The sequence below is a fragment of the Streptomyces sp. NPDC002156 genome, from assembly GCF_053593675.1.
In genome coordinates this window covers 49,884-62,068 of sequence record NZ_JBSFDA010000017.1, presented here as the reverse complement: position 1 = coordinate 62,068, position 12,185 = coordinate 49,884, and the positions used below count along the sequence as shown (strand labels likewise).

The 12,185-nt window shown below is 68.0% G+C and carries 10 protein-coding genes and 2 pseudogenes; 4 read left to right on the top strand and 8 right to left on the bottom strand.

The window, feature by feature from the left end:
• Positions 1-10 precede the first annotated feature (10 nt).
• From ACWCRB_RS10625 to ACWCRB_RS10610, 4 genes are read right to left on the bottom strand one after another with little or no spacing between them, the layout of a single operon-like run.
• A complete protein-coding gene (locus ACWCRB_RS10625) occupies positions 11-1,333 on the bottom strand; it encodes an NADH-quinone oxidoreductase subunit D (RefSeq protein WP_450995690.1) in 1,323 nt (440 codons plus the stop codon).
• Positions 1,330-2,091: an NADH-quinone oxidoreductase subunit C gene (locus ACWCRB_RS10620; RefSeq protein WP_450995689.1), complete on the bottom strand. Its 762-nt coding sequence runs from the start codon at positions 2,089-2,091 to the stop codon at positions 1,330-1,332. The genes ACWCRB_RS10625 and ACWCRB_RS10620 overlap by 4 nt, the downstream gene beginning before the upstream one ends.
• Positions 2,088-2,642 (bottom strand): NuoB/complex I 20 kDa subunit family protein, encoded by a 555-nt coding sequence (locus ACWCRB_RS10615; protein ID WP_301983200.1) that lies wholly within the window; start codon positions 2,640-2,642, stop codon positions 2,088-2,090. The genes ACWCRB_RS10620 and ACWCRB_RS10615 overlap by 4 nt, the downstream gene beginning before the upstream one ends.
• Before the next feature lie 14 nt (positions 2,643-2,656).
• Positions 2,657-3,016 carry an NADH-quinone oxidoreductase subunit A gene (locus tag ACWCRB_RS10610; protein WP_005476348.1) on the bottom strand — a complete coding sequence of 120 codons (360 nt, stop codon included), beginning with the start codon at positions 3,014-3,016 and terminating at the stop codon, positions 2,657-2,659.
• A 726-nt stretch (positions 3,017-3,742) separates the two neighbouring features.
• On the opposite strand from ACWCRB_RS10610, the gene ACWCRB_RS10605 reads away from it, so the two are divergent.
• Together ACWCRB_RS10605 and ACWCRB_RS10600 are read left to right on the top strand one after the other, a co-directional pair.
• Complete coding sequence (locus ACWCRB_RS10605; RefSeq protein WP_450995688.1) at positions 3,743-4,612, top strand: C40 family peptidase; 870 nt, start codon at positions 3,743-3,745, stop codon at positions 4,610-4,612.
• 42 nt (positions 4,613-4,654) lie between these two features.
• Positions 4,655-5,195 (top strand): annotated as a pseudogene (locus ACWCRB_RS10600) (peptide deformylase).
• A 21-nt stretch (positions 5,196-5,216) separates the two neighbouring features.
• Here the strand turns inward: ACWCRB_RS10600 and ACWCRB_RS10595 are convergent.
• On the bottom strand, positions 5,217-6,500 hold the full coding sequence (locus ACWCRB_RS10595; protein ID WP_450995687.1) for a geranylgeranyl reductase family protein: 1,284 nt from the start codon (positions 6,498-6,500) through the stop codon (positions 5,217-5,219).
• A 99-nt stretch (positions 6,501-6,599) separates the two neighbouring features.
• On the opposite strand from ACWCRB_RS10595, the gene ACWCRB_RS10590 reads away from it, so the two are divergent.
• Positions 6,600-7,106: a GNAT family N-acetyltransferase gene (locus ACWCRB_RS10590; protein ID WP_450995686.1), complete on the top strand. Its 507-nt coding sequence runs from the start codon at positions 6,600-6,602 to the stop codon at positions 7,104-7,106.
• 128 nt (positions 7,107-7,234) lie between these two features.
• Positions 7,235-7,576: pseudogene (locus ACWCRB_RS10585) on the top strand (PASTA domain-containing protein); the annotation flags it as partial.
• Positions 7,577-7,612: 36 nt separating this feature from the next.
• On the opposite strand, the gene ACWCRB_RS10580 reads toward ACWCRB_RS10585, so the two are convergent.
• The 3 genes from ACWCRB_RS10580 to ACWCRB_RS10570 form a co-directional block, all read right to left on the bottom strand.
• Positions 7,613-8,308, bottom strand: coding sequence for a demethylmenaquinone methyltransferase (locus ACWCRB_RS10580; protein ID WP_450995685.1), 696 nt, complete (start codon positions 8,306-8,308; stop codon positions 7,613-7,615).
• 67 nt (positions 8,309-8,375) lie between these two features.
• Positions 8,376-9,704: an acyltransferase family protein gene (locus tag ACWCRB_RS10575; protein WP_450995684.1), complete on the bottom strand. Its 1,329-nt coding sequence runs from the start codon at positions 9,702-9,704 to the stop codon at positions 8,376-8,378.
• The gene (locus ACWCRB_RS10570; protein WP_450995683.1) at positions 9,704-12,175 is read right to left on the bottom strand and encodes a bifunctional polysaccharide deacetylase/glycosyltransferase family 2 protein; all 2,472 of its coding nucleotides are present in this window, start codon (positions 12,173-12,175) and stop codon (positions 9,704-9,706) included. The genes ACWCRB_RS10575 and ACWCRB_RS10570 overlap by 1 nt, the downstream gene beginning before the upstream one ends.
• Positions 12,176-12,185: the final 10 nt, after the last annotated feature.

The following is a 12,185-nucleotide window of genomic DNA, read 5'->3' as shown; positions in this document are numbered from 1 at the left end:
GGGGTGGTGGTCACCGGTCGACGCCTCCCATCACGGGGTCGATGGACGCGACGGCGACGATGACGTCGGCGACCTGGCCGCCCTCGCACATCGCCGCCATGGCCTGCAGATTGGTGAAGGACGGGTCCCGGAAGTGGACCCGGAAGGGGCGGGTGCCTCCGTCGGAGACGGCGTGCACCCCGAGTTCGCCCTTGGGTGACTCGACAGCCGCGTAGGCCTGTCCCGGCGGGACGCGGAAACCCTCGGTCACCAGCTTGAAGTGGTGGATCAGGGCCTCCATGGAGGTGCCCATGATCTTCTTGATGTGGTCCAGGGAGTTGCCCAGACCGTCCGGTCCCAGGGCGAGCTGGGCGGGCCAGGCGATCTTCTTGTCGGTGACCATGACCGGGCCGGGCTGCAGCCGGTCCAGGCACTGCTCGACGATCCTGAGCGACTGCCGCATCTCCTCCAGGCGGATCAGGAAGCGGCCGTAGGAGTCGCAGGAGTCGGCGGTGGGGACGTCGAAGTCGAAGTTCTCGTAGCCGCAGTACGGCTGGCTCTTGCGCAGGTCGTGCGGGAGGCCGGTGGAGCGCAGGATCGGGCCGGTGGCACCGAGGGCCATGCAGCCGGACAGATCGAGATAGCCGACATCCTGCATACGGGCCTTGAAGATGGGGTTCCCGGTGGCGAGCTTGTCGTACTCGGGAAGGTTCTTCTTCATCTTCTTCACGAACTCGCGGATGTGGTCCACCGCGCCGGGCGGCAGGTCCTGGGCGAGTCCGCCGGGGCGGATGTACGCGTGGTTCATCCGCAGGCCCGTGATGAGCTCGTAGATGTCGAGAATCATTTCACGATCACGGAATCCGTAGATCATGATCGTGGTGGCGCCGAGTTCCATACCGCCTGTGGCGATGCACACCAGGTGCGAGGACAGCCGGTTCAGCTCCATCAGGAGCACGCGGATGAGGGTGGCGCGGTCCGGGATCTGGTCCTCGATGCCGAGGAGCTTCTCGACGGCGAGACAGTAGGCGGTCTCGTTGAAGAAGGACGTCAGGTAGTCCATGCGCGTGACGAAGGTGGTGCCCTGCGTCCACGTGCGGAACTCGAGGTTCTTCTCGATGCCGGTGTGCAGATAGCCGATGCCGCAGCGGGCCTCGGTGACCGTCTCGCCGTCGATCTCCAGGATGAGGCGGAGCACACCGTGGGTGGAGGGGTGCTGCGGGCCCATGTTGACGACGATGCGCTCGTCGTCGGCACGGGCCGCGGACTGGACGACCTCGTCCCAGTCGCCACCGGTGACCGTGTATACGGTGCCCTCGGTGGTCTCGCGCGGAGTTGCGTGCTGCGTGCTCATGTGTACGACCTCCGCTGGTCCGGAGCCGGGATCTGGGCGCCCTTGTACTCGACGGGGATGCCGCCGAGGGGGTAGTCCTTGCGCTGCGGGTGGCCCTGCCAGTCGTCCGGCATCATGATCCGCGTCAGGGCCGGGTGACCGTCGAAGACGATCCCGAAGAAGTCGTACGTCTCGCGCTCGTGCCAGTCGTTCGTCGGATAGACGGAGACCAGCGACGGGACGTGCGGGTCGCTGTCCGGGGCGCTGACCTCGACGCGGATCAGCCGGTTGTGGGTGATCGAGCGCAGGTGGTAGACGGCGTGCAGCTCGCGGCCCTTGTCCTGCAGGTAGTGGACCCCGCTCACACCCGTGCAGAGTTCGAAGCGCAGGGCGGGGTCGTCGCGCAGGGTCTGGGCGACACGGAGCAGGTACGCGCGTTCGACGTGGAACGTCAGCTCGCCGCGGTCGACGACCGTCTTCTCGATCACGTTCTCCGGGACCAGTCCCTGTTCCTCCAGGGCGCCCTCGAGTTCGTCGGCGACCTCGTCGAACCAGCCCCCGTAGGGCCTCGCCGAGGCTCCCGGGAGCCGGACGGAGCGGACCAGGCCGCCGTAGCCGGAGGTGTCGCCGCCGTTGGTGGCGCCGAACATGCCGCGCTGGACGCGGATCTCCTCGCCGCCGTCGCCGCGCTGGCCGGGGAGGTTGGAGGCGGCGAGGTCCTTCTCGGGGTTGACCCCGTTGCTCGCCCCGCCTGCTCCGGTGTCGTTCGCGTCGCTCATCGCAGCAGCCCCTTCATCTCGATCGTGGGGAGTGCCTTGAGCGCGGCCTCCTCCGCCTCGCGGGCGGCTTCCTCGGCGTTCACGCCGAGCTTGGAGGTCTGGATCTTCTGGTGGAGCTTGAGGATCGCGTCGATCAGCATCTCGGGCCGTGGCGGGCAGCCGGGCAGATAGATGTCGACCGGGACGATGTGGTCGACGCCCTGGACGATCGCGTAGTTGTTGAACATGCCGCCCGAGGAGGCGCAGACCCCCATGGAGATCACCCACTTGGGGTTGGGCATCTGGTCGTAGACCTGCCGCAGTACCGGCGCCATCTTCTGGCTGACCCGGCCGGCCACGATCATCAGGTCCGCCTGGCGGGGTGAGCCGCGGAAGACCTCCATGCCGAAGCGCGCGAGGTCGTAGCGGCCGGCGCCGGTGGTCATCATCTCGATGGCGCAGCAGGCGAGTCCGAACGTGGCGGGGAAGACGGACGACTTGCGCACCCAGCCCGCGGCCTGCTCGACGGTGGTCAGCAGGAATCCGCTCGGCAGTTTTTCTTCGAGTCCCATGTCTTAGAGGCCCCTCAGTCCCATTCCAGGCCGCCGCGCCGCCATACGTACGCGTACGCCACGAAGACGGTGAGCACGAAGAGCAGCATCTCCACGAGCCCGAAAACACCCAGGGCGTCGAAGGTGACCGCCCAGGGGTAGAGGAAGACGATCTCGATGTCGAAGACGATGAAGAGCATCGCCGTCAGGTAGTACTTGATGGGGAATCGCCCACCGCCGGCCGGCGTGGGTGTCGGCTCGATCCCGCATTCATAGGCTTCGAGTTTGGCCCGGTTGTAACGCTTCGGGCCGATGAGCGAAGCCATGATCACGGAGAAGATCGCAAAGCCTGCCCCGAGGGCTCCCAGTACGAGGATGGGCGCATACGCGTTCACCGCTCCTCGCTCCTCTCAGTCGGCACTGACTGCTGGCGATTGCATCGGGCCGGCGCTCCCACCTCGTCCGCCCCGTGAACTCCGCCCGTCCCGGCGAAGATCGAGAACATGTGAAGCAGGTCACAAGCCCAACTGCCACGCATCCTATGCCCGCCGGTCTGTGATCTGCGACACGGGGTATTGCCGAACCTTTGTGATCTCCACCACCTGACGAAGGATCATGAAGTCGGATGAGCGGTGATCTTCACACTCGAAGCGTCCACGTGATCACCAGAGGTGACATTTTCGCCGGTTACCGCTGGTCACGAGCGGCATCTCCATATCAAGAGAGTTCCCCTGCATGCAAATTGGAGATGGACAGGACAGCTTGATAGTGGAGCTCGTTCACACGCCAGAGGGGGGCGAGTGGCGAATGTGGACGCCCTCCTGCACGTGCACGCGTTCACGAGCGGCGAGGGTCGGCGATTCCCTCGCGGGACGCACCCCGACCGGTGACCGTTCCGTGACCTGTGCCACACCCGTGAAGGTCTGTGAAGATCGGGGGTTGGCCACGGACCGCAACCGATGGTAAGCAGCGGGCAATTCGGGCGTACCGATGAAAGTGCATGATCACAGGCATGATCGCCTGTGTCTGCAATGTCCGTTACGGCGTCAATAAAGAGTGACACTCGGGGAATTTGGGTGCTCCGTTGAACAACTGTGGCGCAGCACACGTTTCTTGAAGGTATGGAGGAGTCGCTGGTACCGCTAGTACCCATGTCCCACACCGCTACCGCTCACATACGAAGCCACCGGAAGCCCCGGCGTGCCGGCAACTCGTCGTTGGCCATGCGCGCAGGAGTCGCCGGTGGCGTTCTCAGCACCCTGGCAGTGGCTGGTGCGTCCAGTGCGGCGAGCGCCGCCGAGCAGCCTGTGACGCAGACACTCGAACTGCCCACCCTCACGGCCGACCTGGCCGCTCAGATCGCCGAGTCCGCGGACGCCACGCAGTTGGCCGCCGCGAACTACGAGCTCCAGGCCGAGCGTGACGCCGCAGCCGCCAAGGCGGCCCAGGAGGCCAGGAAGGACCTCGCGGAGGCCAAGAAGAAGGCGGAGGCCAAGGAGAAGGCCGAGGCCGCCCGCAAGGCGGCTGCAGAGGCCGCTGTGTCCCGCTCCGCCGAGCGCGCCACGCTGGCGGCATCCGACTCCTCCTCGGAGTCCGCCTCCAGCTCGGACTCGTCGCAGGTGACCGCCCCCGCGAGCGGCAGCGTCGCGACCGTCATCGACTTCCTCAAGGCGCAGCTGGGCGACGCCTACGTCATGGGTGCCACGGGCCCCAACGCGTGGGACTGCTCCTCCCTGGTCCAGGCCGCGTTCAAGCAGGTCGGCGTGGATCTCCCCCGGGTCTCCCAGGACCAGTCGATGCAGGGCACCGAGGTCTCCCTGTCGAACATCCAGGTCGGCGACATCCTGTACTGGGGTGCGAAGGGTTCGGCGTACCACGTCGGGGTGTACGTCGGTAACGGCCAGTACCTGGACGCGGCGAACCCGTCCAAGGGCGTTGTCATTCAGGACCTTTCGGGCTACCCGGCGACGGGTGCGGTGCGCGTTCTCTGAGCGGACCGTCGAGGACTGACGTGTGATCCACGGATTTCACGGGTGAGGGTCGCTGCCGCTGGCCGGCAGCGACCCTTCTCCGTCCCCTGCCTCCGTCCCCTGCGGGCCCCTGCCGGGGGGAACGGCTGTGTGTGTCCCCCCTCAAATCCGCGGCTCGCGCTCGCCGCACGACCCTGTGCCGTGCGGCGGATCACCGAAGTGGGCGAAGAGGTCCTGCACAAGCCGTGCCGGGCCGTGACCGAGTTCGGGCCCGAACTCGCGGCGCTCATCGACGACATGTTCCTGACGATGCATCCTCGACGAGGGCGAGGGGTGCCTGTCCGTGCCGGGGGCCGTGATGGACGTACCCCGCCCGGGCCGTGCCGTCGTGCGCGGGTTCGATCAGGACGGGAACCCTCTGGTCGTCGAGGGGACGGGGTACTTCGCCCGGTGTCTGGAGCACGAGACCGACCACGTGAACGGGCACGTGTATCTCGACCGGCTCTCCAAGCGGGAGCGGAAGGAAGCGCTGCGGCAGGTGGCGGACCGTCGCGAGGCGGTGTTCGCGCGACGGGCCGCCGAGCAGCAGGCCCTCACCTCCTGAGCCTGAGAGGGCCTTCGCCGGTCACGCCTTCGGGGCCACCTTGCTCAGGCCGTTGATGATGCGGTCCATCGCGTCGCCGCCCGTCGGGTCGGTCAGGTTGGCCAGCATCTTCAGGGTGAACTTCATCAACAAGGGGTGGGTCAGGCCGCGTTCGGCCGCGATCTTCATGACCCGCGGGTTGCCGATGAGCTTCACGAAGGCGCGGCCGAGCGTGTAGTAGCCGCCGTAGGTGTCCTTGAGGACGCGCGGGTAGCGCTGGAGCGCGATCTCCCGCTGGGCCGGGGTGGCCCGCGCGTGGGCCTGGACGATGACGTCGGCGGCGATCTGGCCGGACTCCATGGCGTAGGCGATGCCCTCGCCGTTGAAGGGGTTCACCAGGCCGCCGGCGTCGCCGACGAGCAGCAGGCCCTTCGTGTAGTGGGGCTGCCGGTTGAAGGCCATGGGGAGGGCGGCGCCGCGGATCGGGCCGGTCATGTTGTCGGGGGTGTAGCCCCAGTCCTCCGGCATTGACGCGCACCAGGCCTTCAGGACCTCGCGCCAGTCGAGTTCCTTGAAGGAGTCCGAGGTGTTCAGGACGCCCAGGCCTACGTTGGACGTGCCGTCGCCCATGCCGAAGATCCAGCCGTAGCCGGGGAGCAGCCGGTCCTCGGCGCCTCGCCGGTCCCAGAGTTCCAGCCAGGACTCCAGGTAGTCGTCCTCGTGGCGGGGAGAGGTGAAGTAGGTGCGGACGGCGACGCCCATCGGGCGGTCCTCGCGGCGGTGCAGGCCCATCGCCAGGGAGAGGCGGGTGGAGTTGCCGTCGGCGGCGACCACCAGCGGGGCGTGGAAGGTGACCTCGCGTTTGTCCTCGCCGAGTTTCGCGTGCACGCCCGTGATGCGGCCGGTGCGGTCGTCGGTGATCGGGGCGCCGACGTTGCAGCGCTCGTACAGGCGCGCGCCCGCCTTCTGGGCCTGGCGGGCGAGCTGTTCGTCGAAGTCGTCGCGCTTGCGGACGAGGCCGTAGTCGGGGAAGGAGGCGAGTTCCGGCCAGTCGAGCTGGAGGCGGACGCCGCCGCCGATGATGCGGAGGCCCTTGTTCCGCAGCCAGCCGGCCTCCTCGGAGATGTCGATGCCCATCGCGACGAGTTGCTTGGTCGCCCGGGGTGTCAGGCCGTCGCCGCACACCTTTTCGCGCGGGAAGCTGGTCTTCTCCAGCAGCAGCACGTCGAGTCCGGCCTTCGCCAGGTAGTAGGCGGTGGTGGAACCGGCTGGCCCGGCCCCGACCACGATGACATCGGCGGTGTTTTCGGAGAGGGGCTCGGTCACGGCGGGTTCTCCCCAAGACTCTCAAATCTGTGTGCCGACCGGCACTGGACATGGGCAGTCTATTCAGCAGTACTGATCACCCGGCTGAAGGGCTGCCCAGTGAACCGAGCGCTCCCCGTAGTACGCCTGCGTGTCCCCACCGACGAGGACGCCTTCGCGTGGCACCGCGTCTTCGACGACCCCGATGTCATGGAGTTCCACGGGGGCAAGTCGGCGGAACTGTCCTCCTACGAGGAACTCACCGCGCGCCAGCGTCGGCACGACGCCGAGTACGGGTTCTGTTTCTGGACCATGCTCGACGAGTCGGACCAGGTCATCGGCTTCACGGGCGCCCAGCCGTGGCCGCAGGACTGGGGGCCCAAGGGGGAGATCGAGATCGGCTGGCGGCTCGGGAGGGCCCACTGGGGCCAGGGGTACGCCACCGCGGCGGCCGAGTTGACCCTGGAGCGGGTGCGTGCGGCGGGCGTGCCCAGCGTGGTCGCGATGGTCAACGCCCGCAACGAGCGGTCCATCGCGGTCACCCGGCGGTTGGGCATGCGGCTCGTCGAGGTCTTCAGGACGCCGGTGTCGAAGCAGGAGGGGCACTGCTATCGACTTGACCTCTGACCGGCTTCGACCGATTGGTCCCCGACAGAGATCCAGATTTATGACGCACAGTAGTTATTTGGCGCAGAAAAATACTTAGCGCTTCCGGGCGGTACTCGGCCGGGGTTACTCTGCCGGTACCGCTGGGGGTGACGTCTGTGCACTCAACACCCAACACGCCCGAGGCGCGCGTGCCGAGGCTCGTCGGCCTGATGGCCATGGACGCGCGTGAGAGGGCCAGAGCACACGGGGTGCTGCTCGCCGCGCCCGACCGGCCCGAGTTCCATCTCGCCGTCGTCGACTACGTCGTACGGCAGTACCCGTCGCCCGGCGTCGAGATTCCGCGCGGTGCCGTCGTCACCGTGTGGTTCGACTTCGGGGACGGGGAGGGCGGCGGGGGCGCGGGGGTGCGTGAGCCGCGCGTGCCGAAGCCGCCCACGGGTGGGCTGAAGCGCGAGCACGACCGGCCCGGGGAAGCGTTCGAGGCGATCGGATCCCGTGTCGAGCCCCATGCGGGGAGGTGGGGGTCAGGCTTGCTTGAAGCCCCGGTGCAGGGCCACGACGCCGCCCGTCAGGTTGCGCCAGGCGACCTTGGACCAGCCCGCGCCGCGCAGCAGTTCGGCGAGGGCCGGCTGGTCGGGCCAGGCACGGATGGACTCGGCGAGGTAGACGTACGCGTCGGGGTTCGAGGAGACCGCGCGGGCGACCGGGGGCAGGGCGCGCATCAGGTACTCGGTGTACACCGTGCGGAAGGGCGTCCAGGTCGGGTGTGAGAACTCGCAGATCACGACCCGTCCGCCGGGGCGTGTGACCCGGTACAGCTCGCGCAGCGCCACGTCGGTGTCCTGGACGTTGCGCAGCCCGAAGGAGATCGTCACCGCGTCGAAGGTGTCGTCCTTGAAAGGCAACTTGGTGGCGTCCCCGGCCGTGAAGGGCAGCCAGGGGTGGTTGCGCTTGCCGACCCTGAGCATCCCGAGGGAGAAGTCGCAGGGGACGACGTACGCGCCCGTGCGGGCGAAGGGGAGGGAGGACGTGGCCGTGCCGGCGGCCAGGTCGAGGATCTTCTGCGCGGGGCGGGCGTCGACCGCCTTCGCGACCTCCTTGCGCCACACGCGGTCCTGGCCGAACGACAGCACGTCGTTCGTGAGGTCGTACCGTTCCGCCACGTCGTCGAACATCGAGGCGACTTCGTGCGGCTGCTTGTTCAGGGATGCGCGGGTCACGTGCCCATTGTGGCAGTACGTACCTCACGGCCTCCCGGCGGCACGGGCGCGGGGAGGCGTGCGCGGCCTACGGCAGCAGTTTCGGTTTCTTCTTGCCTGCCACGTCCTCCACCCAGCCGCAGAGCAGGATGAAGACGGCGATCAGGATCCAGCCGACGCCGAACATGAACCACTGGCTGTCCAGCGGCAGGTACTTCTCGAAGGCCGGGATGTCCCAGAACTGGTCGATCAGCGGGACGGCCAGGACCAGCGCGATCTCGTGCCAGAGGTAGAGCGTGACGGCGCGCGCGTTGAAGATCGTCACGATCCGGTCGAGCCGCTTGAAGCGGGTGAGCCCCGCGAAGTCGATCTCGAAGTGGGCCTTCGCGTACATCAGCAGCGTCACGAAGCCCGCCGACCAGAACGCCTGCGCGAGCGGGATGTCGTCGAGGTCGTAGGAGCCCGTCTCGGCCTGGTGGGTGAAGGCGTACCAGCCGCCGAAGCCGATGGCGGCGAGCGAGAGGATGACCACCAGCGCCGGCTTGAGCCGTTGCAGGACGCCCTCGCGGTGCGCGAAGCCGAGCATCCAGCAGAAGAGGAAGGTGGCCAGGTCGGTGAGGGCGCTGCCGAAGCGGTTGTCCGGAGGCTCCCAGAAGTTGTGGAACACCACGATCGGGGCCAGGGAAAGGAGCAGGACGGCCACCGGGGCCAGCCGGAACGCCCGCAGCAGCACCGGGGACAGCAGGACGAACCAGAGGTACGTGCGCAGGTACCAGAGGATCTCCCAGGCCTGCTGGCCCCAGGCGTTGCCCGGCGGATCGCCGAGCGGCACGATCCAGAAGACGATCTGCCAGCCCGGCATCCAGTCGTGGACCATCATCGCGACGATCACGAAGAAGCCCCAGAACCAGAAGGGGGGCAGGAGCCGGCGGACCCGGCTCCTGATCACCTTGAGGGCCGGGCGTTCCAGGGACTTCGCCATCAGCGTGCCGGCCAGGGCGAACATGATCCCCATGGAGGGGAACACCATGCCGGCCCAGGCCCACCCGAAGGTGTGGTAGGTGACGACGCGGACGAGGGCGACGGCGCGGAGGGTGTCGAAGTAGCGGTCACGAGCCGCCGGCTTCTTCGCCTTCGGCGGGAGCGGGGTCTCCTTCGTGTCGTTGAGGTTGGGTTCCTCGGCGTCGGCTTCAGCGGTGCCCGGCGCTGTCGGCTGTGCCCACCCGTTCCGCCCTGCGGAACGACTGCCCACAGCGGGGTCCGGCTGGCCGTAGTCGACGTACTGCTGGGGGTACGGCTCCTGCGGGTACGGCTGTTGGCCGTAGTCGTACTCGTATCCGTTGCCGTAGCCGTAGCCGTAGTTGTTGCCATAGTCGGCGTTCTGGCCGTAGCCCTGCTGATCCGTCCCCCAGCTCATCAGTTCGCCCCCGCCGGGGTGCCTACCTCGCCCGTGCGCTTCAGTTTCTGCCAGCGCAGGCGGCCGCCGGTGAGGGCGGTGATGGAGGAGTGGATCAGGACGAGGTACATCATCTGGCGGTACGCCAGTTGCTGCAGCGGCATCATGAGGAGATACCTGTACTTCTCGCGGTCCAGGCGGAACGCGTAGGCCGCGCAGACGAGTTGGATGCCGAGGACCGCCAGCCAGGCCAGCAGGGCCGCCTGGAAGTCGATGAAGATCATCGAGTAGGCGGTGAACACGTCGATCAGCGGGGCGAAGATCGGCGTGATGATCTGGAAGATGACCACCAGGGGCATGCCCACGCGGCCGAAACGGCCCGAAGGACCCTTGTCCGTAAGGGACTTGCGGTGCTTCCAGAGGGCCTGCATCGTGCCGTACGACCAGCGGTAGCGCTGGCTCCACAGCTGCTTCAGCGAGGCGGGCGCCTCCGTCCAGGCCCTGGCGTGCTCCTGGTAGACGACCCGCCAGCCCGCGCGGTGCATCGCGATGGTGATGTCGGTGTCCTCGGCGAGCGTGTCCTCGCTCATGCCGCCGACCTCCAGGACCGCGTCGCGGCGGAACGCGCCGATCGCGCCCGGGATGGTGGGCATGCAGCGCAGCAGGTCGTACATACGGCGGTCGAGGTTGAAGCCCATCACGTACTCGATGTGCTGCCAGGCGCCGATGATCGTGTTGCGGTTGCCGACCTTGGCGTTGCCCGCGACCGCGCCGACCTCGGGGTCCGCGAAGGGCTGGACGAGCTGGTGCACGGCGTCCGGCTCGAACACGGTGTCGCCGTCCATCATCACGACGATGTCGTAACTGGCGCTGCGGACACCGTTGTTGAGGGCGGCCGGCTTGCCCGCGTTCTCCTGGCGGATGACCCGTACGTTCGTCATGCCGAAGGACATGGCGGCGTCGCGGGCGATCTGGGACGTGTTGTCGTCCGAGCCGTCGTCGACGACGATGATCTCGATCGGGTGGGTGCTCTTCGCCAGTGACTCGAGGGTGTTGGCGATGCACTCCTTCTCGTTGTACGCGGGCACGATCACGGTCACCGGCCTGGTGACCGTCGGTCCCCAGCTGAACTTGCCGCCCTTGCCGCGTTTCCGGTTGCGTTGCCGGTAGTGGCGGCGGGCGAGGATCAGCATCATCCCGAACCGGCCCATGACGGCGAAGCCGACCACCGCCAGTCCGGTCGCGAGGCCCGGTACCGCCCATTCGGCGACGGCGACGGCCGCGATGAGGGCCTTGCCCTCGTAGAGGGTCGCGCCGGTGGCGGTGCGATGGGCGGCCTGGAGGAGGTTCACGGTCCCCCCGCCTCCCGGGCCGCTGCCCTGCTGGCCGTAGCCCTGCTGGCCGTAGCCCTGCTGACCCGTGCCGGGCTGGCCGTTGCCCTGCTGCTGCCCGTTGCCCTGCTGGCCGGCCGGCGCGCCGCCGGGCTGCTGGCCCTCGGCGGTGCTGGGAGCACTCGTGGCGGTGTCCGTGCCCGCGGTGGCGCTCGCGCTGGGGCTGGCGCTGGCGTCCGAGCCCGCGGCCGTGCCGGTGGCCGCCTGCTGCGCGCTCGACTGCTCCTGCTGGATCGCGCCGCTGATGGTGGTGAAGGTGTAGCCCGCCGCCTTCATCTTCTTGATGTACGTCGGCAGCGCCTTGATCGTCTGCGAGCGCTCACCGCCGGCGTCGTGGAAGAGCACCGAGGCGCCCTCGCCGTCCTCCGGCGTGGCCCACTTGATGATCTTCGAGACGCCGGGGCGCTTCCAGTCGTCGCTGTCGGTGTCGACGAAGACGCTGGTGTAGCCCTCCTCGCCGAGCTTCTTGTAGACGGGCCAGCTGTAGTTGTCGATGGCGTCCGCCTCCGACGAGTACGGCGCCCGGAACAGCGTCGTCGTGATGCCGGCCGCGCCCGCCAGGGCGAGCTGGGTCTGCTGCATCTCGCGGTTGACGCGGGCGTCGCTCTGGTAGGAGAGGTCGACGTGCGTGAAGGTGTGGATGCCGATCTCGTTGCCGTCCTCGACCATCGTCTTCACGATGCTCGGGTAGCGCGAGACCATCGAGCCGACCACGAAGAACGTGGCGGGGACGTCGTACTCCTCCAGGATCTCCAGGATCTGGGGCGTCCAGGTGGGGTTCGGGCCGTCGTCGAAGGTGAGCGCGATCGTCTTGTCCGGCACGGACTGGCTCACGGCCTGTCCGTTGCGGAAGCTGAGGATCGGCCCGCCGTCGATGACCTTGTCGGGGACGTCGCTCGAACTGGCGCCGGTGCGTACGCGCTGGTCGCCGCCGACCTCCGCGCGCAGATAGCCGTCGAGCAGCATCACGCTGGTCAGCGCGAGCAGGAGCAGCATGGCGAGGATGACTCGCGGTTTCTGCAGCGCCGCGGCCTTGCCTGCGGCCCGCTGCACCTTCGAGGGGGCGCGCCTGCGGCCGCGCGAGGTGGTCGTCGTAGTCATGTGGTGGCTG

What these genes read in the sequence shown, in the direction of transcription:
- ACWCRB_RS10605 (WP_450995688.1), top strand. Translation starts at nt 3,743, where the DNA reads ATGGAGGAGTCGCTGGTACCGCTAGTACCCATGTCCCACACCGCTACC.
- ACWCRB_RS10615 (WP_301983200.1), bottom strand. Translation starts at nt 2,642, where the DNA reads ATGGGACTCGAAGAAAAACTGCCGAGCGGATTCCTGCTGACCACCGTC.
- ACWCRB_RS10575 (WP_450995684.1), bottom strand. Translation starts at nt 9,704, where the DNA reads ATGAGCTGGGGGACGGATCAGCAGGGCTACGGCCAGAACGCCGACTAT.
- ACWCRB_RS10570 (WP_450995683.1), bottom strand. Translation starts at nt 12,175, where the DNA reads ATGACTACGACGACCACCTCGCGCGGCCGCAGGCGCGCCCCCTCGAAG.
- ACWCRB_RS10620 (WP_450995689.1), bottom strand. Translation starts at nt 2,091, where the DNA reads ATGAGCGACGCGAACGACACCGGAGCAGGCGGGGCGAGCAACGGGGTC.
- ACWCRB_RS10625 (WP_450995690.1), bottom strand. Translation starts at nt 1,333, where the DNA reads ATGAGCACGCAGCACGCAACTCCGCGCGAGACCACCGAGGGCACCGTA.